Annotated in this window: 19 protein-coding genes; 12 read left to right on the plus strand and 7 right to left on the minus strand. The window is 71.9% G+C overall.

Going from position 1 to position 18,740, the window contains the following annotated elements; translation table 11 throughout:
* Positions 1-56 precede the first annotated feature (56 nt).
* A complete protein-coding gene (locus tag EXE50_RS05120; protein WP_137704545.1) occupies positions 57-1,331 on the minus strand; it encodes a TIGR00341 family protein in 1,275 nt (424 codons plus the stop codon).
* A gap of 125 nt (positions 1,332-1,456) precedes the next feature.
* Between EXE50_RS05120 and EXE50_RS05125 the strand changes: the two genes are divergently transcribed.
* The 6 genes from EXE50_RS05125 (at position 1,457) to EXE50_RS05150 (ending at position 6,758) form a co-directional block, all read left to right on the plus strand.
* Positions 1,457-1,705 (plus strand): hypothetical protein, encoded by a 249-nt coding sequence (locus EXE50_RS05125; protein ID WP_053771008.1) that lies wholly within the window; start codon positions 1,457-1,459, stop codon positions 1,703-1,705.
* Between the two features lie 154 nt (positions 1,706-1,859).
* Entirely contained in the window at positions 1,860-2,741 is an 882-nt protein-coding gene (locus EXE50_RS05130) for a homoserine kinase (protein ID WP_137704511.1), read from the plus strand.
* Between the two features lie 174 nt (positions 2,742-2,915).
* Positions 2,916-3,965, plus strand: a complete 1,050-nt coding sequence (locus EXE50_RS05135; RefSeq protein ID WP_137704546.1) for a metal ABC transporter substrate-binding protein — start codon at positions 2,916-2,918, stop codon at positions 3,963-3,965.
* On the plus strand, positions 3,962-4,864 hold the full coding sequence (locus EXE50_RS05140; protein ID WP_137704512.1) for a metal ABC transporter ATP-binding protein: 903 nt from the start codon (positions 3,962-3,964) through the stop codon (positions 4,862-4,864). The genes EXE50_RS05135 and EXE50_RS05140 overlap by 4 nt, the downstream gene beginning before the upstream one ends.
* Positions 4,861-5,973, plus strand: coding sequence for a metal ABC transporter permease (locus EXE50_RS05145; protein WP_053771004.1), 1,113 nt, complete (start codon positions 4,861-4,863; stop codon positions 5,971-5,973). The genes EXE50_RS05140 and EXE50_RS05145 overlap by 4 nt, the downstream gene beginning before the upstream one ends.
* Positions 5,974-6,095: 122 nt before the next feature.
* Positions 6,096-6,758, plus strand: coding sequence for a metal-dependent transcriptional regulator (locus tag EXE50_RS05150; protein WP_053771483.1), 663 nt, complete (start codon positions 6,096-6,098; stop codon positions 6,756-6,758).
* Positions 6,759-6,816: 58 nt separating this feature from the next.
* Here EXE50_RS05150 and EXE50_RS05155 read toward each other — a convergent pair whose 3' ends face one another.
* The gene (locus EXE50_RS05155; protein WP_053771003.1) at positions 6,817-8,448 is read right to left on the minus strand and encodes an HTTM domain-containing protein; all 1,632 of its coding nucleotides are present in this window, start codon (positions 8,446-8,448) and stop codon (positions 6,817-6,819) included.
* Between the two features lie 130 nt (positions 8,449-8,578).
* On the opposite strand from EXE50_RS05155, the gene EXE50_RS05160 reads away from it, so the two are divergent.
* Complete coding sequence (locus tag EXE50_RS05160; RefSeq protein WP_121599755.1) at positions 8,579-8,995, plus strand: thiol-disulfide oxidoreductase DCC family protein; 417 nt, start codon at positions 8,579-8,581, stop codon at positions 8,993-8,995.
* 43 nt (positions 8,996-9,038) lie between these two features.
* On the opposite strand, the gene EXE50_RS05165 is transcribed toward EXE50_RS05160, so the two are convergent.
* The 3 genes from EXE50_RS05165 to EXE50_RS05175 form a co-directional block, all read right to left on the minus strand.
* The gene (locus EXE50_RS05165) at positions 9,039-9,620 is read right to left on the minus strand and encodes a dihydrofolate reductase (protein WP_137704513.1); all 582 of its coding nucleotides are present in this window, start codon (positions 9,618-9,620) and stop codon (positions 9,039-9,041) included.
* A complete protein-coding gene (gene thyA, locus EXE50_RS05170; RefSeq protein ID WP_137704514.1) occupies positions 9,620-10,648 on the minus strand; it encodes a thymidylate synthase in 1,029 nt (342 codons plus the stop codon). The genes EXE50_RS05165 and thyA overlap by 1 nt, the downstream gene beginning before the upstream one ends.
* 103 nt (positions 10,649-10,751) lie before the next feature.
* Positions 10,752-11,348 carry a metal-dependent hydrolase gene (locus tag EXE50_RS05175; RefSeq protein WP_199236373.1) on the minus strand — a complete coding sequence of 199 codons (597 nt, stop codon included), beginning with the start codon at positions 11,346-11,348 and terminating at the stop codon, positions 10,752-10,754.
* 143 nt (positions 11,349-11,491) lie between these two features.
* On the opposite strand from EXE50_RS05175, the gene EXE50_RS05180 reads away from it, so the two are divergent.
* Together EXE50_RS05180 and EXE50_RS05185 are read left to right on the plus strand one after the other, a co-directional pair.
* Positions 11,492-12,580 carry an alanine--glyoxylate aminotransferase family protein gene (locus EXE50_RS05180; RefSeq protein ID WP_137704516.1) on the plus strand — a complete coding sequence of 363 codons (1,089 nt, stop codon included), beginning with the start codon at positions 11,492-11,494 and terminating at the stop codon, positions 12,578-12,580.
* Positions 12,581-12,646: 66 nt separating this feature from the next.
* On the plus strand, positions 12,647-13,021 hold the full coding sequence (locus EXE50_RS05185) for a hypothetical protein (RefSeq protein ID WP_053770954.1): 375 nt from the start codon (positions 12,647-12,649) through the stop codon (positions 13,019-13,021).
* A gap of 4 nt (positions 13,022-13,025) precedes the next feature.
* Here EXE50_RS05185 and EXE50_RS05190 read toward each other — a convergent pair whose 3' ends face one another.
* Positions 13,026-13,235, minus strand: a complete 210-nt coding sequence (locus EXE50_RS05190; protein WP_137704517.1) for a hypothetical protein — start codon at positions 13,233-13,235, stop codon at positions 13,026-13,028.
* Positions 13,236-13,346: 111 nt separating this feature from the next.
* Here EXE50_RS05190 and EXE50_RS05195 point away from each other — a divergent pair, with 111 nt between their 5' ends.
* Positions 13,347-14,333: an aldo/keto reductase gene (locus EXE50_RS05195; RefSeq protein WP_137704518.1), complete on the plus strand. Its 987-nt coding sequence runs from the start codon at positions 13,347-13,349 to the stop codon at positions 14,331-14,333.
* A gap of 65 nt (positions 14,334-14,398) precedes the next feature.
* Here EXE50_RS05195 and EXE50_RS05200 read toward each other — a convergent pair whose 3' ends face one another.
* Complete coding sequence (locus EXE50_RS05200) at positions 14,399-17,533, minus strand: FAD-binding and (Fe-S)-binding domain-containing protein (RefSeq protein ID WP_137704519.1); 3,135 nt, start codon at positions 17,531-17,533, stop codon at positions 14,399-14,401.
* Positions 17,534-17,609: 76 nt separating this feature from the next.
* On the opposite strand from EXE50_RS05200, the gene EXE50_RS05205 reads away from it, so the two are divergent.
* Together EXE50_RS05205 and EXE50_RS05210 are read left to right on the plus strand one after the other, a co-directional pair.
* Positions 17,610-17,780, plus strand: coding sequence for a hypothetical protein (locus EXE50_RS05205; protein WP_240471126.1), 171 nt, complete (start codon positions 17,610-17,612; stop codon positions 17,778-17,780).
* Positions 17,781-17,835: 55 nt separating this feature from the next.
* Complete coding sequence (locus EXE50_RS05210) at positions 17,836-18,708, plus strand: succinylglutamate desuccinylase/aspartoacylase family protein (RefSeq protein WP_137704520.1); 873 nt, start codon at positions 17,836-17,838, stop codon at positions 18,706-18,708.
* The last annotated feature ends 32 nt before the right edge of the window (positions 18,709-18,740 follow it).

Below are 18,740 nucleotides of genomic sequence, written 5' to 3' on the forward strand. Positions count from 1 at the left end.
CGTAAAAAGTAGTTCCTCTTCGCCCCACCGCGGCGTCCCGCCGCGCGCCGCCGGTCTCAGGCGCGTTCCACGGTCACCGTGCGGACCTCCACGTCGACCTCGCGGTCGACGACCGACTCGATCCGGTCATCGAGCGCCGGCGCGGTCCCCGCGACGGTGCTGCCGGGCGGAACGCCGACGGTGACCACCACCCGGTCCGTTTCGAGCGGAGGGACGGTCCCCGTCCGCTCGACGCTCAGTTCGAGGAGCTCGAACTCGGAGTCGACCGCGGTCAGCTCGTCGGTGGCGGCCGCGCGGACGTCGGCCTCGGTGGTCGAGGCGACGTACGACTCGTAGGTGACGCCGCCGAGGAACACCGAGAGCAGCGCGATGGCGACCGCCAGCACGGCGACGCGCTTGAGGAACGCCGAGCGCGCGTCGTCCTCGCGGAACCACCGCTGGGGGCGGTACCCCTCGTACCACAACATTACGAGCGCCGAGAGGTTGATCGAGAGGACGTTCACGGCGACGATGACGCCCGCGCCGAGCACGAGCCGCGGGATCCGGAAGGCGATCCCGATCCCGACGGCGGCCGCGGGCGGGATGAGCGCCACCGCGATCATCACGCCGACGAGCGTCGCCGAGACGCCGGTCATCAGCGAGACGATGCCCGCGACCCCGGCGCCGACCGCGACGACCAACACGAGGACGTTCGGCGCGAGCCGCTCCGACACCTCCGCGAGCTCCAGCGGGTCGAGCCCGGGCGGGACCAAGGCGAGCGAGCGCAGCGCGAGCGCGAACAGCGTCGCCGCGAGGACCGCGACCGCGACGCCGACGACCTGCATCCGCACGCCCCGCCGGAACAGCGCCTCGTCGTCGACCACGGTGCCGATCGCGGCCGACATCGCCGGCCCGATGAGCGGCGCGATCACCATCGATCCGACCACGGTCGCGGGGGAGTCGAGCAGGAGCCCCGCCGTGGCGATCACCGCCGAGATGACGGTCATCAGCACGTAGGTCCCGAGCCCGGACGCGAGGTCGTCCGCCTTCGCCTGAAGCTCCTCGCGGGAGATCCGGTCGCCGCCGCGGTCGGCGTCTTCTTCGTACTGCTCCTCGAGCGCCTCGAACCGCCGCGAGATGACCGTCTCGGCCGCGACGATGACGGTGTAGGTGCTCTCGTCGATCCCGGCCTCCCGGAGTCGGTCGAGGACCGGCTCGACGGCGGCGGTCGGCAGCGGGAACGTCGCGACCGCGGTGTACTCCCGGCCGCTCGTCTCGTCGGTGACGACGTAGTCGACCCCCTCGTCGTCGAGCGCGCGGACGACCGCCGCCCGCTTGCCCGCCGGAATCATGACCTGAACGAGTCGCACGGTCCCCGGTCGCACCGGCGACCCTTATACTATCGGCACGCGGCGAGCGCCCCGGGCCACGAGAAACGGAACTTTAATGCGCGAATCGCTCGGACCTTCGGCCAAGAATGCTCTCGCCGCTGGTCATCGACACGTTCCTGCTCGACTACCACCTCGGGCACATCATCCTGTTCGGGCTCCTCGTGTCGCTCCTGGGGGCTGCGCCGCTGAAGTCACAGAAGGTCATCGCGTCGATCCTGGCCGTCTTCGGGGTCGTCTTCCTGATGGCGCCGTACACGACGATGCCGCCGACGTTCATCCTCCTCGGCGTCCCGCTCGTCCTCGTCGGCGCGCTGCTGTGGACGATGGCCCGGTAACGCCGCTGACCGACCGCCGACCGCGCCGCCCGCTCGAACCGCCCGCGACGCCGCTTTCTCCCGTCTCTCTCCGCCCGACCGCGACCGATTCGGTCCCCGTCTCAGTATCTGTTCGATCCCGCTCCTTTTTGCTCCGGGGGGGACACTCCCCGCCATGGTAACGGTACGGGCCCCCGCGACGAGCGCGAACCTCGGGAGCGGCTTCGACGTGTTCGGGGCGGCCCTCTCGCGACCGGCGGACGTCGTCACGGTCGAGAAGGCGGCCGAGACGACGATCGAGGTCACGGGCGTCGGCGCGCAGTACATTCCGGAGGACCCCGAGAAGAACACCGTCGGCGCCGTCGTCGAGGCGCTCGACGCGCCCGCGCGGATCCACATCGACAAGGGCGTGCGCCCGGCCTCGGGGCTCGGCTCCTCGGCCGCGAGCGCGGCCGGCGCGGCGGTGGCGCTCAACCGGCTGTACGACCGCGGGCGCTCCCGGAAGGATCTCGTCCCGATCGCGGCGGAGGGCGAGGCGGTCGTCTCCGGGGTCGCGCACGCGGACAACGTCGCCCCCTCGATCCTCGGCGGGTTCACCGTGACGACCGTCGAGGGGACCAGCTCGGTGGACGCGGCGATCCCCCTCGTCGTCTGTCTCCCCGACGTGGCGGTCTCGACCCGCGACGCGCGCCGGGTCGTCCCCGAGAGCGCCTCGATGGAGGACCTCGTGGAGACCGTCGGCAACGCGGCGACGCTCGCGGTCGGCATGTGCCGCTCGGACCCGGCCCTCGTCGGGGCCGGCATGAGCGACCCCGTGGTCACGCCCGAGCGCGCCCGCCTCATCACCGGCTACGACGACGTCCGCGAGCGCGCCTTCGGCGCCGGCGCGACCGGCGTCACCGTCAGCGGCGCCGGCCCCGCCGTGATCGCCGCCTGCCGCGAGCGCGACCGCCGGGACGTCGCGGCCGCGATGCTCGACGGCTTCGCCGGCGCCGGTATCGAAGCGCGCGCGTACCAGACCCGGATCGGACGCGGCACGACCTTCCTCGACGGCTGACTGGGGATGAGACGGTGCGGAGCGGCGCCCGCCGACCGCTTCGCCGACACTCCGGTACGCCGACGCCCGCCATCGTCACCGAAAGGGGTATATATGCAGAAAGCTAGGTTTAGATGAGTCTAATAATTGGATGTGGTAAGTGATATGATATCCGACGCGGACGACGGACGGTCGGTGACGCGGCGCGACGCGCTTCGCATCGGCGGCGCGACGGCCCTGGCCGGGGCGGCCGGGTGTACGGCGCTCCCGAGCGCGCCGGTCGGGTCGGGACGCGCCGAGCGCGACGACGGCGGGCCGGTCGCCGTCGCCTCCTTCTTCAGCTTCTACGACTTCGGGCGAAAGGTCGCCGAGGGGACCCCGCTGACCGTCGAGAACCTCGTTCCGACGGGGCTCCACGGCCACGGCTGGGAGCCGAACGCGAGCATCACGCGGCGGATCGTCGAGGCGGACGCGTTCGTCCACGTCGGCGAGGACTTCCAGCCGTGGGCGGACCGCGCCATCCGGACGGTCGAGGCCGACGGGACGGACACCGCGCTGATAAACGCCCGCGAGGGCATCGACCTGGTGGACCTCGCGGCGTCGCTCGACCGCGACGAGGAGGGCGTCGGCGCCCAGCGCGGGAAGGACCCGCACTTCTGGTTGGACCCGCTCCGCGCGAAGCGGTCGGTCGACAACATCGCCGAGGCGTTCGTGGACCTCGTCCCGGACCACGCCGAGACGATCCGCGAGAACGCGGCCCGGTACAAGAGCGAGGTGCTCGACCGCATCGACGCCGACTACGAGGCGATGTTCGAGCGGTCGGACCGCGACGTGGTCCAGTTGGCCGCGCACAACGCCTTCCAGTACATCGGCGTGCGGTACGGCGTCCGGATGCGCCCGCTCGTCACGAGCCTCGCGGCGAGCGGCGACGTCAAGCCCGCGGACATCCGCGAGGCGACGCAAGTGATCCGCGAGAACGACATCCGGTACATCGCGAACGGCGTCTTCGAGTCGCAGCGCCCGGCCCAGCAGCTCGTCCGCGAGACCGCCGTCGAGGCGTACTTCCCGGTCACGCCGTACGCCGGGATCCGCGAGGAGTGGCTCGCGGAGGACTGGGGGTACGAGGAGATCGCGTACAACATCAACATGCCGACGTTCGAGATCGTCTTAGGGAACGAGACGCCCGAGGCCGCGGCGCCGACGGACGGGTGGGTCGAACAGTGGCGGAACTTCGAGCCGGTATGAGCGCGGACGACGCTGACCGGGGGGCGGTCGTCGAGCGCGCCGACCGCTCGGCCGAGGCCGGCGCCGCCGGCGCGGCGGAGCCGGTGATCGACCTCGCCGGCGTGACGTTCGGCTACACGGCGACGCCGGTCGTCGAGGACGTGTCGCTGACGGTCGATTCCGGCGAGTACGTCGCCGTCGTGGGGCCGAACGGCTCCGGCAAGTCGACGCTGATGCGGCTCATGCTCGGGCTGCTCGGGCCCGACGCGGGGACGGCCCGGCTGTTCGGCGAGGACGCGGCGGGGTTCGACGACGGCGAGCGGATCGGCTACGTCGCCCAGCAGGCCAGCGCCGCCCGGGACATGCCGATCACCGTCCGCGAGGTGGTGAAGATGGGCCGGTTCCCGTACCTCGGGCTCGACCGGCTGGCCGACGGCGCGCTCGCCGACGGGCTGTCCGACGACCCCGTCCGCACGGCGCGGTGGGCCGCGAACGTCGTCTCGGGCCGGCTCACGGCCGCCGACTGGGCGGTCGTCGACGACGCGCTCGCGACCGTCAGGATGGGCGCGTTCGCCGACCGGCGCGTCGGGCGGCTCTCCGGCGGCCAGCGCCAGCGGGTGTTCATCGCCCGGGCGCTGGCGGGCGAGGCCGACCTGCTCGTGTTAGACGAGCCGACCGTCGGCGTCGACGCCGAGTCCGTCGAGGCGTTCTACGACCTGCTCGACGCGCTCAACGACGCGGGGATCACCGTGGTCCTCATCGAGCACGACCTCGGCGCGGTCGTCGAGCACGCCGACCGCGTCGTCTGTCTCAACCGCGAGGTCTACTTCGACGGCCCGACCGAGGAGTTCGTCGAGAGCGACGCCCTGGCGCGGGCGTTCGGGACCGAGGCGCGCTTCCTCGCCGGGGGTGCCGAATGAGCGACCCGCTGACCGCCGCGCTCGCCGCGTGGCTCCTCGCCGCGGCCGACCAGTCGCTGCCCCTCGCCGCGGGCTCGCAGCCGGCGGCGCTCGCGTTACAGGGCGGCCTCGCCGGCGTCGGGGAGGCCCTCTTCGCCGCCCTCCGCTGGGTGTTGGCCCAGTGGTACTGGCTGATGGACTGGGCGTACTACCTCTCCGGCCTGGAGATGCTGAACCCGCGCTACCGGTACATGCACCGGGCGGTGCTCGTCGGGCTCTGCGTGGGCGTGATGGCGCCGCTCATCGGCACCTTCCTCGTCCACCGCCAGCTCGCGCTGATCGGGGACGCACTGGCGCACACGGCGTTCGCCGGGGTCGCGGTCGGCCTCTTCCTCAACGCCGTCATCGACCTCGGGGTGTCGCCGTACCTCACCGCGGTCGTCGTGGCGATGATCGCCGCGCTGTTCATCGAGCTCATCTCCGAGACGACGGACGCGTACAACGACGTCTCGATGGCGATCGTCCTCTCGACGGGGTTCGCGCTGGGGACGACGCTCATCAGCCTCAACGCCGGCGGGCTCGCGGTCGGCGTGAACCAGTTCCTCTTCGGGAGCCTCTCGACGGTGTCACCCCAGAGCGCCGGGATCCTGCTCGTCCTGTTCGTCGTCATCGTCGGCACGGTCGCGGTGACCCGCAACCAGCTCCTGTACGTGACCTTCGACGAGACCGCGGCCGCCGTCTCCGGCATCTCCGTCAACTGGTACAACCGCGTGATGGTGATGCTGACGGCGATGGTCGTCGTCGGCGCGATGCAGATCATGGGCGTCATCCTCGTGGCGGCGATGCTCGTCGTGCCCGTCGCGGGCGCGACGCAGGTGTCCCGCAGCTTCACCGAGTCGCTCGTCGTCTCGGTCGTCTTAGCGGAGCTCGCGGTCCTCCTCGGCATCGGCGTCGCCTACTACGGCGGCGTCACCGCCGGCGGGGTGATCGTGCTCGTCGCCGTGGGCATCTACGTCTGCGCGGTCGCCGTCGGGAAGGTCCAGTCCGCCCGCGGCGGGCGGGAAGTCCCCGAGATGGAGAGCATCGAGACCGACGACGCGGCCCCGGACGCCGGAGCGGGGGGTGACTGACCGTGGCGGGCGACGAAAACGGCGTCGACGCGGGCGACGGGAACGGAGCGGGCGGAAGCCCCGAGACCGACGCCGACGACGGGCCCGGACCGAGGGCGTCGTCGGACGTCATCAGCGCGGTGATGGAGGACTACATCAAATCGATCTACGCCATCGAGCGCGACACAGGCGAGCGGGTGTCGACCTCGGCCCTCGCCGACTACCTCGAGGTCACCGCGCCGACCGTCTCCTCGATGGTGAAGAAGCTCGAAGAGCGGGGGCTCGTCGACCGCGAGGAGTACAAGGGCGTGACGCTCACCGAGGAGGGCGAGGTCGTCGCGTTAGAGATCCTCCGGCACCACCGGCTCTTGGAGGCGTTCCTGACCGAGCAGCTCGACTACAGCTGGGTCGACGTCCACGACGAGGCCGACAGGCTCGAACACCACGTCTCCGAGAAGCTGAGCGACCGCATCGCCGAGGCGCTCGGCAACCCGCCGGTCGACCCGCACGGCGACCCCATCCCCGACGCCGACCTCTCGCTGCCGACGGCGGACGACACCGTCCGACTGGTCGACGCCGCCGAGGGCGACCGCGTCGTCGTCCGCCGGATCCGCCACCAGGGCGACGCCGAGCTGCGCTACCTCTCCGACGCCGGCGTCCGCCCGGGGGTCGAGCTCGCCGTCGTCGACGTGGCGCCGTTCGGGATGGTGACCGTCGAGACGCCGACGGACGACCAGAGCCTCCCCGAGGAGATAGCGCGTCTCATCGAGGTCGAGCCCGTGGACGCCGCGAGCGACGGCTCCTGACGCTCGTGCGGGGCAGGGACAGGCCGGACGCGGGGCCGAACACCGCCGTCGGCGCGGCTCAGTCGCGCTGAACGAACGGGCCCGAGCAGTCGTACTCGATCAGCTCGAACCGGTTCGCGGCCTCCACCGTCCCGTTGTAGGGGTTGGTTCGCTCGTACGACTGGTAGATAGTCACGTTCTCCACGGCCGTCTCGTGGGTGCGGTTCCACTCCCCGCAGAGGTAGTTCGCGAGGTACGAGCGGTGGTTCTCGTTGTCGGCGCCGTAGACGTTCTTCAGGTACTTCCGCCAGCGCGAGGTCGGATAGGTGGTCTCGGCGCGCGCCGGTCTGTCGAAGGTGACCGGGGCGTCGCGGAACACGTCCCGCTCGCTCCCGTCCTCGAGCGTGCCCGCCGCGACGTACCAGCGCGTCGTGTGTATCGGGTCGGGGGCGAACATCTGCCACGACTGGTCCATCTCGGCGGCGTCTAGGGCCTCGTCGGCGGGCTCCGGCACCTCGGCGTAGCCGACCGACGCCGCGCTCGATAAGAGGATCAACACGAGGAAGACGTACGGCAGGACCGTCGTGAAGAGGACGCGCCCGCGGGCGAGGCCCGCGCCGAGGTCGCTGCCGCGGACGGAATCGAGGCGTTCAGACGCGGCCGGGCGGGGGAGCGACGGGCCGGCGGAGAGCGCGGTCCGCGCGAGGGACTCGGAGCGGGCCTTCCAGCGCGCGAGCGGCGCCGACAGGTTCAGGCGGTCGGCTACCCGTTTGAGGGCGTCCCAGACGGGCGTCTGGAGGAACGGGATGAAGCCGACGACGACGATTATCGGGAAGAGGCCGACCCGTATCGTGACCGCCATCCCGAGGTGCATGCCGACGAACAGCGAGGCGAGGCCGGCGCGCGGGAGCCCGGTCAACAGGAGCAACAGCGGCGACGCGAACAGCAGCGCGACCCACAGGACCGTGAACACGCGCAGGAGGCCGGTGAAATCGGCGAGGTACGCGCCGAGCAGGTAGGTGAACTGGTCGGCCTGCATGACGTACGCGACCGCCTCTCCGCTCATCCAGGGCTCGCTCGCGAACTTGTGGACGGCGTTCGTCAGGTACATCACGAGGATCTGTAGCAGCACCGCCATCGTGGCGACGCTCGCAACGGCGGTCCCGCCCGAACTCGGTGACGGCGAATCGCCGTCGCCGCCGCCCTCGCGGTCGGCGCGCCTGACGGCGTCGACCGACCAGCGCGCGCCGAGCGGAAGGAAGACGCTCCAGAACAGCAGCATGCGGAGCAGGGTGTCGCCCGAGTTCAACACCATCGGGTTGCGGGCGTGGAGCGAGACCAGCAGCAGCCACGAGGCGATCGTCGCGAGCCGCGTCCGGTACCCGACGGCCAGCGAGAGGGCGAGGGCGCCCGCGAGCGCGAACAGCAGGGCGACGGCCCACGGCTCGCCGGAGAGCGCGTGGAGCGAGTTGTTCGTCGCGTAGTCGGAGGCGAACGCTCGGAGCGGCAAGACGCCGGCGTCGGTGTAGAAGGCGGTGAACGAGCGCGAGCGGAGGAGCAGGTCGACGATCAACAGGGTCCCGAGCCCGATCCGGAACGCGGCCAGCGCGCGGCGGTCGACCGAGACGCGCGCGGCGACGGCGTCTCCGAGGCGTCGGACGGCCGCCGAGAGCCGCGACCGGGCGGTCGAGTCGGAGGGGGTTCCAGCCATAGTCTTGCGTTCCAACTTGTTGGTGACGACGAGGAACGCGTATAAGTTTTCCGTGCGACGGCACCGTCGTCGCCTCGCGCCGCCTCCACCGGAATCCTGAACTGCGACGGCCGCGTACGTCCGTCAGGCAATGGACGAGGACATCCCGGACGACGCCGCCGTCGTGCTCTTCGACGGCGTCTGTAACCTCTGTAACGGGTTCGTACAGTTCGTCCTCCCCCGCGACCCGGAGGGGAAGTACCGGTTCGCCTCGCTCCAGTCCGACGTGGGACGGTCGCTGCTGGCGGAACACGACCTCGCGACCGACGAGCTGGACTCGGTCGTCCTGATCGAGGACGGCGAGAGCTACGTGAAGTCGGCGGCGATCATCCGGATCGCGACGGGGCTCGGCGGGGCCTACCGGCTGCTTTCCCCGTTCCGGTTCGTGCCGCGAGCGGTCCGGGACCGCGCGTACGACTTCGTCGCCGACAACCGGTACCGCTGGTTCGGGAAGAAGGACCGGTGTATGATGCCCCCGGGCGACGCCGAGTCGCGGTTCTTAGAGTGAGCGGCGGTCCGTGGGCGATCGAAAAGCCACGTCTCGGCGCCCGTCACTCCGCGTCGCGCCGCTCGTAGGTGACGAACGCGAGGTCGCCGTCGGTCTCGCGGTCGCGCTCGGTCCACGCGTCGGCGTCCCACTCCGGGAAGCGGGTGTCGCCCGCCGGTCGCTCCGGGATCTCCGTGATGACCATCCGGTCGGCGCGGTCGAGGTAGGCCGCGTAGACGGTCGCGCCCCCGATGACGTAGACGGCGTCGACCCCGCGCTCGGCGGCGTCGGCGGTCGCTCGCGAGAGCGCGGACTCGACGTCGTGCGCGACGACCGCGCCGTCGGCGAGGTCGGCGTCGCCGATCGACCGCGTCGTCAGCACGACGTTCGTCCGGTCGGGGAGCGGCCCGCCGATGCGCTCGGCGATGCGCTCGTACGTCTTCCGGCCGACGATCACCGGATGCCCGGTCGTGAGCCGCTTGAAGTGCGCGAGGTCGGCGGGGTAGTGCCACGGCATCCCGCCGCCGTCGCCGATCACGCCGTTGTCCGCGACGGCGGCGACGAGTACCACGTCCGGATCGGCGTCGCTCTCCGATTCGGGCGCGTCGGCGTCGCGCTCCGACCCGGGCGCGTCGGCGTCCCCCATCACTCCGCGACCGCGAACGAGATGCCGTCCGCGGAGTCGTAGTCGACCACCGAGACGTCCTCGTAGGTGAGCTCGTCGAGGGGCTTGTCCGCGATCTCGATCCGCGGTCGGTCGCGCGGCGTCCGCGAGAGCTGTTCGAGGAGGCCCGGGACGTGGTCGTACCCCTCCTGGCCGTTGGGCTCGTCCGGCGCGGTCCGCTCGACCCAGCTTTTCACGTCGAGGTACGCCTCCTTGCTCTCGACGTTCGCGATCCGCTCTTGGACGTACCTGAGGTTGTTCGCGTACCACTTCCCGCGGTCGCCGCGGCCGCAGTAGACGTGCGCGTCGACGACGGTGTGCCCGAACTCCCCGACCTCGAAGCCGGTCCGCTGGGCGAGCGCGTTCGCGAGCAGCGCGTACGCGGCGATGTTGAACGGGACGCCGAGCGCGATGTCGCCCGAGCGCTGCGTGAGATGGAGGTTGAGCCGGCCGTCCTGGACGTTCACCACGAAGGTGTAGTGACACGGCGGCAGCGTCGAGACGGCGGCGTTCGCCGGGTGCCACGCGTTCACGACCATCCGGCGCGAGTGGGGGTTCTCCTCCAGCGTGTCGAGGACGTACTGGATCTGGTCGAAGGTCCGTCGGGTCGTCCCGTCGGCGTCCTCCTCGACGGTGACCCAGCGGTGCGCGTCGTCCGGCCACGTCTCGCCCGGGAGCGCGGCGTCGTCCTTCGGGACCGGATAGCGGCGCCAGAACCGACCGTAGGCGGTGTCGAGCGTCCCCTCCTCGTCGGCCCACGCGTCCCAGATCTTCGTCTCCTCGCGGAGGTTTCGGATGTGCTCCTCGCCCGAGAGGTACCACAGCACCTCGTGGATGAGCGAGTTCCACCGGTAGCCGTCCATCTTCTTCGTGGTCAGGAGCGGGAACCCCTCCGCGAGGTCGACGGTGTACTGCCCGCTGAACGTCGCGATGGTGTCGACGCCGGTTCGGTTCGGTTTGTACGTGCCGGACGAGAGCGCGTCGTCGACGAGGTCGAGGTACTGTTGCATGGTGGGTTCCGCGCGCCGGGACGGGCGGTCGCCGGCGCGGACTGTTATCGACTGGTGTGCGGCGGGGAAAGTAAGCGCTTGGTTCCCGGAGTTCGCCGGGGGGTCACCGGTACCGCTCGGGGAGGTACGGGTCGAGCGACGACGGGAGCAGCGGGATCACGGCCGCCGCCATCTCTGCGAGCCGCCGGCGGAGCGCGGTGTACACGACCGCGACGGCCAGCGTCCCGATCACGACCGCGCGGAGCGGGGGGTCGACCAGCACGAGCAGCGGGACCGAGAGCCCGACCGAGAGGGCGAGGTCCTCGACGGCCCCGTCGTACCGGACGCCGCGCCGCGGGGCGACCCACGTCTCGCGGTGGTGGTCGTACACGGCGCGGTCGGAGTTCCCCTCCCACGGGCGGAGCTCCAAGCCGCCGCCGTACATGTCGGCGACGCTGTGGAGCGCCGCGCCGAGGAGGAAGAGCGCGACGGCGACGGTGAGCGCCGACGGCGCGACCGCGGCCGCGACGAGCGCCGGGACGGAGAGGACCGAGTAGTAGACGGGGTAGTGGAGGGTCCGCCGGTGACCGGTGTACATGTCGAGGTCGGGGACGAGCCCGCCGAGGAACCCGGCGACCAGCCCCACCGGCGCCAGTTCCGGCGCGACGCGCACCAGCGGGGCCGCGAGCAGCATCCCCGCCAGCACGTGGGTCGGAAGCATCATCGTACCGGAACGCAGGCGACAGAAACATATGAGCGTGTCGGCGCGGCGGTCGGGGGCCCGCACCCGCGTCGACGGCCTCTTCGGCCGCCGCAGCCGTCGTTTCGCGGTCCGTTTATGCCTCGTCGCGCGAACCGGGGCGTATGCTCATGACGCCGGGGCCGACCGCGGTCCCAGAGCCCGTGCGCGAGACGATGTCCCGCGAGCTGATCAACCCCGACGTGGACCCGCGGTTCCGGGAGATATACGACCGCCTCACGGAGCGGCTCGCGACCGTGTACGGCGTCGACGCGGCCGACGCCGCGGGGAACGGCGCGTCGCGCGACGTGGTCGTCCTCGGCGGCGAGGGGATCCTCGGACTGGAGGCGGCCGTCGCGTCGCTCGTCGAGCCGGGCACCGAGGTCCTGTGCCTGTCGAACGGGCTCTACGGCGAGGGGTTCGCCGACTTCGTCGGGTCGTACGGCGGCGACCCGACGCTCGTGGCCGCCGAGCACGACGAGCCGCTGCCGCTCGACGCGCTCGACGATGCGCTGGCGGCCGACGACGCCGACGTCGACCTCGTCACGCTGGTCCACTGCGAGACGCCGACGGGGACGCTCAACGACGTCGAGGCCGCGCTCGACCGGATCGAGGCGGCGGCCCCGGCGGCCCTGACGGTCGTCGACGCCGTCTCCTCGCTCGGCGGGGTCGAAGTCCCGACCGACCGGATCGACGTGTGCCTCGGCGCGTCCCAGAAGTGTTTCAGCGCGCCGCCGGGGCTGGCGACCGCCGCGGTGAGCGACCGCGCCTGGGCCGCGATGGAGGCCCGAGACCCGCACTCGCTGTACGCGAACTTCCTCCCGTTCCGCGACGTGAGCGACGGGTTCCCGTACACGCACCTCACGACCGAGGTCGTCGCGCTCGACGCCGCGCTCGGACTCCTGCTCGACGAGGGGCTCGACGCCGTCCGCGAGCGACACGCGGCGGCCGCCGCGCGGTGCCGGGAGCGCGGCGCGGAGCTAGGCTTAGCGCCCGTGCCGGACCCCGAGCGCAGCTCTCCGACGGTGACCGCCTTCGAGGTGCCCGGGCGGGCCGAGGCGCTCCGAGAGCGGCTGCGCGAGGAGCACGACGTGGTCCTCGCGACGGGGCTCGGCGAGGGGTCGGAGGACGTCCTCCGCGTGGGACACATGGGCCACAACGCGCGGGTCGATCGGGTCGAGGAGGCGATGGACGCGCTCGCCGCGGTGCTGTGAGCGCGGGGTGAGAACACGTCGCACGCCGCCGGAACGTTGAACCGTCGCGCGACGGGGCGTCCGCACATGGCGTCGCCACGCGAGGCGATCCGGGAGCGGGGCTGGACGGTCGAACACGTTCCCCACGAAGAGATAGCGAAGTACAACGCCTGCTACCGCGTCGTTCTCGACGGCGAGCTCATCTATCCGCCCGCGGCCGACGACCTCGGAATCCCGCGCAACGAGATCTGGGTCTCCGAGAAGTGGGCGAAGTACGACCGGTTCATCCTCTACCACGAGCTCAGGGAGATCGAACACCGCGCCGCAGGTCACGACAAGGCGACGGCCCACGAGCTCGCGGAGCGCGACGAGCGCTCGCTGTGGCTGGACAACCCTCGCTGGCGGGTAATGAACGCCGAGTGGGACGAGGGGCGGGCGCACCTCCCGTTCCCGGGCGAGTAGGGGCTCAGTCGCGGGGTTCCCACAGCGACAGCGCGATCCCGGAGAGCGACACCGACACCCCGAACAGGATCGCGCCGAGGTATCCGACCGCGACGGAGCCGATATCAGCTATCTGCGAGTGGTACCTGTCGGTCACGTGTGCGTAACGCACGAGGGTGCCGGCCGCGCTGATCGGCAGACCGGCCGCGTTCACCGCCAGTCCGAGCCGCTTCATGGCACGCCCGAGTCGTTTCGGTTCCACGTTACAACGGGTGACGTCCGGCGATGACGGCGATCACCCGCCTCCGGAACGCCCTTGCGTCCGGCCGAGGAACGTTCGGGCGACATGAACCACCGCGAACTCGGCGACGTCGGCGCGGTCAGCGAGGTCGGCTACGGCGCCTGGCAGATCGGCGGCGACTGGGGCGAGGTCACGGAGGCGGAGGCGGTCGCGGCCGTCGAGGCCGCCCGCGACGCCGGGGTCGACTTCTTCGACACCGCCGACGTGTACGGCGACGGCCGGTCGGAGCGGATCGTCGGCGAGACGCTCGCGGACGAGGTCGCCGCGGGCGACGTGACCGTCGCGACGAAGGCCGGCCGCCGGCTCGACCCCCACGAGGCGGACGGCTACGCGGAGGCGAACCTCCGGCGGTTCGTCGACCGCTCCCGGGAGAACCTCGGGATGGACACGCTCGATCTGGTCCAGCTTCACTGCCCGCCCACGGACGTGTACTACCGGCCGGAGACGTTCGACGCGCTCGACGCGCTCGCGGACGAGGGACGGATCGCGAGCTACGGCGTCAGCGTCGAGCGCGTCGAGGAGGGGCTGAAGGCGATCGAGTACCCGGGCGTCGAGACCGTCCAGATCATCTTCAATCCCTTCCGGCAGCGGCCGGCCGAGCTGTTCTTGGAGGAGGCCGCCGCGCGCGACGTGGGCGTCATCTGCCGGGTGCCGCTCGCGTCCGGGCTGCTCACGGGCGCGCTCTCGCGCGACGCCGAGTTCCCCGAGGACGACCACCGCAACTACAACCGCGAGGGCGACGCCTTCGACGTGGGCGAGACGTTCGCGGGCGTCCCCTTCGAGGCGGGCCTCGACGCGGTCGACGCGCTCGGCGAGCGCCTGCCGGACGACCGCCCGCTGCCCGAGTTCGCGCTGCGCTGGATCCTCGACCACGACGCCGTCTCGACGGTGATCCCGGGGTCGACGACGCCCGAGCACGTCCGGGCGAACGCGGCCGCGAGCGAGGCGCCCCCGCTCTCCGACGCCGAGCGCGACGCCGCGAGCGAGGTGTACGACGAGCACGTCCGCGAGCACGTCCACCAGCGCTGGTGAGGGCGGGCGAGCGCCGGCGAGCGGGACGCGGAGCGGCGTGAGGACGCGGCGCGCGCCCCGTCACCTCACTCGTCGAGCGCCGCCGCCAGCTTCTCGATCGGATGGGGCGGCGTCTCGGCGCCCTCGCGGTCGCCGAGCTGCGACCGGCAGGAGGCGCCGGGCGCCGTCGCCGCGTCGCCGTCGCTGTCAGCGACCTGCCCGAAGAGGATGCGGCCGATCGCCTGCGAGAGCTCGTAGTGCTCGCTCTCGTAGCCGAACGAGCCGGCCATGCCGCAACACGAGGAGTCGAGCGGGTCGACGCCGTAGCCGGCGCGCCGGAGGACGCCGACCGCGTGGTGGTCCGTGTTCGCCGCCTTCTGGTTACAGTGCCCGTGGTAGGTGAGCGTCTCCGCCGGCGCGTGGAACGAGAGCCGCTCGTCGACCCGGCGCGCGTCGAGGTACTCGCAGACGCCGGCCGCGGCCGCTGACACCGCCTCGACGTCCGCGCCGTCGAGCAGGTCCAGGTACTCGTCCTGGAACATCACCGCGTCGGAGGGCTCGACGAAGAGGACCGACTGCCCCTCGCGGACGCGGGGCGCGAGCGCCGCGACGTTCTCGGCCGCGCGCTCCCGGGCCGTATCGAGGAAGCCGGTCGAGAAGGCGGCGCGGCCCGAGGGCGCGAGGCCGTCCGGGACCTCGACGCGGACGTCCGCGGCCTCCAGCACGCGCACCGCCGCCTTCCCGGCCGCCGGGTAGCTGTAGTCGGTGTAGGTGTCGGGGAACAGGACGACGGTGTCGACCGCCTCGGAGCGGGCGACCGCGGGGCCGCCGCGGGCCGCGAACCACGCCTCGAAGCTCTCGGACCGGAAGGTCGGCAGCGCGCGCTCGGGAGCGATCCCGACGAGCGCGTCCATCGCCCTGCGGGCGCCCGGAACACTCGCCGCCGCGTTCGACAGCGGCGCCAGCCGGCTCCCGAGCGCCGAGAGCCGGTCGACGTCGCGGAAGAGCCGCTCGCGCAGCCCCGCGCCCTCCCGCTCGTGGTGCTCGTGTTTCACCTCCGCCTTCAGCTTCGCGAGGTCGACCCCGGTCGGACAGTCGCTCTGACAGCCCTTACAGCCGACGCAGAGGTCTAACACCTCCGCCTGGAACCGGTCGGAGTGGATCTCCTCGTCGTCGAGCTCGCCGCTTATCGCGGCCCGGAGCATGTTCGCCCGCCCGCGGGTCGTCTGGACCTCCTCGCCGGAGGCGCGGTACGTGGGACACATCGTCCCGGAGTCGGTCTCGCGGCAGGTACCGCAGCCGTTACACAGCTCGACGAGCTCCGAGAAGCCGCCCTCGTCGGAGAAGTCGAGGTTCGTCTGCGGCTCGATCGACCGGTACGTCGGCCCGTACCGGAGGTTCTCGCGCATGTCGGTGTCGGCGGCGGCCTCGGGGTAGCCGCGCTCGGCCGCGGTCTCGCCGTCGACGTAGACGACCTTCCCGGGGTTCATCCGCCACTCGGGGTCGAACGCGGACTTCAGCTCCTGGAACGCCGCCCAGAGGTCCTCGCCGTACATCCTCGGGTTGAACTCGGTGCGCGCGAGCCCGTCGCCGTGCTCGCCGGAGAAGGCGCCGTGGTGCTCCAGGACGAGGTCGGTGACGTCGTCGGCGATGGCGTGCATCGTCTCGACGCCCTCGGACTCCTTCAGCGAGAGGATCGGGCGGATGTGGAGCGTCCCGACGCCGGCGTGCGCGAAGTACGCGGCCGAGGTGCCGTGGTCGTCGAGGACCTCCTCGAAGGCGGCGACGTAGTCGGCGAGCTCCGCGGGCGGCACCGAGGCGTCCTCGATGAACGGGTACGGCTTCGCGTCGCCGTCCATGCTCATCAGGAGCGGTATCGCGGCCTTCCGGAGGTTCCAGAGGTCCGCCTGCGCGCCCTCGTCGTACGCCTCGATGACGTCGAAGGCGTCGCGGTCGCCGTCGCCGCGGAAGCGGTCGTTCGCGTCGGCGACAGCCGCCTCGAAGTCGTCGACCAGCTCGGAGTCCCACTCCAACATGAGCGCGGCCGCGGCCCGGTCCGGGATCGGGTCCGCGTACTCGGCGTACTCCGGCGATCCCGCAGCCAGCTCCACGACCGCGTCGTCCATCAGCTCGACCGCGCTCACCGGGAGCGCCAGCGCCTCGGGGACCGCGCGCATGGCGGCGTCGAGCGTGTCGAACGAGTACAGCGCCAGCGCGGTCGCCTCGGGGCGGGTGACGAGCGAGAGGGTGGCCTCGACGACGACGCCCAAGGTCCCCTCGGCGCCGACGAACAGCTTCGAGAGGTTGATCACCTCCTCGCCGTCGTCATTCTCGTAGATCACCTTGTGGAGGTTGTACCCCGAGACCGACCGCTTGAGCGTCGGGTATCGCTCGGCTATCTCGTCGGCGTTGCCCTCGACGAGCGCGCGGACCGTCTCGTACAGCGCGGCCTCCCGCTCGCCGGCCGCCTCGCCCGCGACGATGGCCTCGTACTCGGGGGAGTCGAGGACGACCTCCCGGGTGTGAACGAGCGAGCCGTCCGCCAGCACCACGCGCAGCTCCTCGGTGTAGGCGTCGGTGATCCCGTACCGCACGGAGTGGGCGCCGGTGGAGTTGTTGCCGATGCCGCCGCCCACGGTCGCGCGCGCCGAGGAGGCGGGGTCGGGCGCGAACTTCAGGCCGTCCGCTGCGAGCCGGTCGTCGAGGTCGTCCTGGACGACGCCGGGCTGGACCGTGGCGCGGCGGGCGCCGGGGTCGACCGACAGGATCGCGTCCATGTGACGCGAGCAGTCGAGCACGACGCAGCCCGGCCCGACGGTCTGTCCCGCGAGCGACGACCCCGCGCCGCGCGGTAGCACGGGGACGCCGTGGTCGGCCGCGACCCGGGTCGCGGCCCGCACGTCGTCGACGCCGCGGGGGTAGACGACGCCCGCCGGGCGGGCCTGGTAGACGCTCCCGTCGGTCGCGTACAGCACCTGCGCGTACTCGTCGAACTCGACGCCGCCCGCGACCGCGCCGCGTAAGTCGGCCGCGAGCGACCGGTACGCCTCGACGTCCGGGCGGTCGTGGCCGAGCGCGGCCGCCGAGACGCCCGATCGGTCCGCCCCGGCCGATCCCGCGGCCACTCCGCCGTCGGACGCGGCCCGCCGCGGTCGGTCGTCGGCGGCCTCGTCTCGCGATCCCCCCGAGCCGCCGTCGCCGGCGAGTCCTCCTCCGTTCATGGGGTAGGTGGACGGGATGAGCGTGATAAATCTATTGTGAACGATAATTATATTCATTTAGGCCGTCGCCGTCGCCTTGACGTACGCGGTCCGTGCGACGCTGGTGGGCGCCCCGGCGGTCGTCGCGGGAAGCGGGGTCGGACTCGTGGCGTACGCGGCGTCGCTCCGGCTCATCGGCGTGGACCCGCGCGACCGCTTCGTCGCGCGGCGGTACCGGGCCGCGCTCGCCGACCGGGTCGACCGCTGATCCCGCCGGGCGCGGATCGCGACGATTTATGGGCGGACCGCGACGTACTGACGGTATGCAAACGTTCGACCGCGGGTCGGCGGGGTCGGCCCGCGTCGCGATCGTCGGCGGGATCCACGGCGACGAGCCCGCCGGCGTGCGGATCGTAGAGCGGCTCGCAGCGGAGCTCGCGCCCCTCGACTCCTCCGACGGTGAGGAGGGGTCCGCGGGGCTCGTCCGGCTGATACTCGCCAACGAGCCGGCGATCGAGGCCGGAACGCGCTACACCGACGCGGACCTGAACCGGGCGTTCCCGGGCGACGCCGACAGCGACGAGTACGAGCGGGCGCTGGCGCCGCGGCTCGCCGCGGAACTGGAGGGGTTCGACGCCGTGCTCGCGCTCCACACGTCGCACAGCGCGCCGCCGCCGTTCGCCATCTTCAGCGACCTCACGGAGTCGGTCCGCCGCACCGTCACCGGCCTCCCCGTCGACCACGTCGTCGACGCGAGCGGGCTGCGGTCAACGACGCTCGACTCCACCATCCCGCACACCGTCTCGATCGAGGTGGGCCGGCAGGGCAGCGAGGAGGCCGTCGAGTTCGGCCACGAGGCGTGTCGCGCGTTCCTCCGGGTCCACGGCGCGCTCGCGGACGAGCAGCCGACGTTCTCGGAGACGACCGTGGTCGCGGGCAGCGAGGAGGTGCCGAAGGGCGGGGGGACGCCGCACGTCCACTTCCGGAACTTCGAGCCGATCCCGGAGGGCGCGGTGTTCGCCGAGGACGACGTGTACACCCACCGCGTCGAGGAGCCGGGCGTGGTCCCGATCCTCGCGAGCGAGGACGGGTACGACGACATCTTCGGCATCTACGGCCGCGTCACGGGCACGCTGAAGCCGCCGGGGGAGGGCGACCTGCGGGTGTACCCGCGCGACGAGGAAGGGGACGACTGAGAGAACGGGGCTGACCGATCGCTCGAACGGTC

Source organism: Halorubrum sp. ARQ200, assembly GCF_005435115.1.
GTDB classification, from domain to species: Archaea; Halobacteriota; Halobacteria; order Halobacteriales; family Haloferacaceae; genus Halorubrum; species Halorubrum tropicale.

What these genes read in the sequence shown, in the direction of transcription:
- EXE50_RS05120 (WP_137704545.1), bottom strand. Translation starts at nt 1,331, where the DNA reads ATGATTCCGGCGGGCAAGCGGGCGGCGGTCGTCCGCGCGCTCGACGAC.
- EXE50_RS05125 (WP_053771008.1), top strand. Translation starts at nt 1,457, where the DNA reads ATGCTCTCGCCGCTGGTCATCGACACGTTCCTGCTCGACTACCACCTC.
- EXE50_RS05130 (WP_137704511.1), top strand. Translation starts at nt 1,860, where the DNA reads ATGGTAACGGTACGGGCCCCCGCGACGAGCGCGAACCTCGGGAGCGGC.
- EXE50_RS05140 (WP_137704512.1), top strand. Translation starts at nt 3,962, where the DNA reads ATGAGCGCGGACGACGCTGACCGGGGGGCGGTCGTCGAGCGCGCCGAC.
- EXE50_RS05145 (WP_053771004.1), top strand. Translation starts at nt 4,861, where the DNA reads ATGAGCGACCCGCTGACCGCCGCGCTCGCCGCGTGGCTCCTCGCCGCG.
- EXE50_RS05150 (WP_053771483.1), top strand. Translation starts at nt 6,096, where the DNA reads ATGGAGGACTACATCAAATCGATCTACGCCATCGAGCGCGACACAGGC.
- EXE50_RS05155 (WP_053771003.1), bottom strand. Translation starts at nt 8,448, where the DNA reads ATGGCTGGAACCCCCTCCGACTCGACCGCCCGGTCGCGGCTCTCGGCG.
- EXE50_RS05160 (WP_121599755.1), top strand. Translation starts at nt 8,579, where the DNA reads ATGGACGAGGACATCCCGGACGACGCCGCCGTCGTGCTCTTCGACGGC.
- EXE50_RS05165 (WP_137704513.1), bottom strand. Translation starts at nt 9,620, where the DNA reads ATGGGGGACGCCGACGCGCCCGGGTCGGAGCGCGACGCCGACGCGCCC.
- thyA (WP_137704514.1), bottom strand. Translation starts at nt 10,648, where the DNA reads ATGCAACAGTACCTCGACCTCGTCGACGACGCGCTCTCGTCCGGCACG.
- EXE50_RS05175 (WP_199236373.1), bottom strand. Translation starts at nt 11,348, where the DNA reads ATGCTTCCGACCCACGTGCTGGCGGGGATGCTGCTCGCGGCCCCGCTG.
- EXE50_RS05180 (WP_137704516.1), top strand. Translation starts at nt 11,492, where the DNA reads ATGCTCATGACGCCGGGGCCGACCGCGGTCCCAGAGCCCGTGCGCGAG.
- EXE50_RS05185 (WP_053770954.1), top strand. Translation starts at nt 12,647, where the DNA reads ATGGCGTCGCCACGCGAGGCGATCCGGGAGCGGGGCTGGACGGTCGAA.
- EXE50_RS05190 (WP_137704517.1), bottom strand. Translation starts at nt 13,235, where the DNA reads ATGAAGCGGCTCGGACTGGCGGTGAACGCGGCCGGTCTGCCGATCAGC.
- EXE50_RS05195 (WP_137704518.1), top strand. Translation starts at nt 13,347, where the DNA reads ATGAACCACCGCGAACTCGGCGACGTCGGCGCGGTCAGCGAGGTCGGC.
- EXE50_RS05200 (WP_137704519.1), bottom strand. Translation starts at nt 17,533, where the DNA reads ATGAACGGAGGAGGACTCGCCGGCGACGGCGGCTCGGGGGGATCGCGA.
- EXE50_RS05210 (WP_137704520.1), top strand. Translation starts at nt 17,836, where the DNA reads ATGCAAACGTTCGACCGCGGGTCGGCGGGGTCGGCCCGCGTCGCGATC.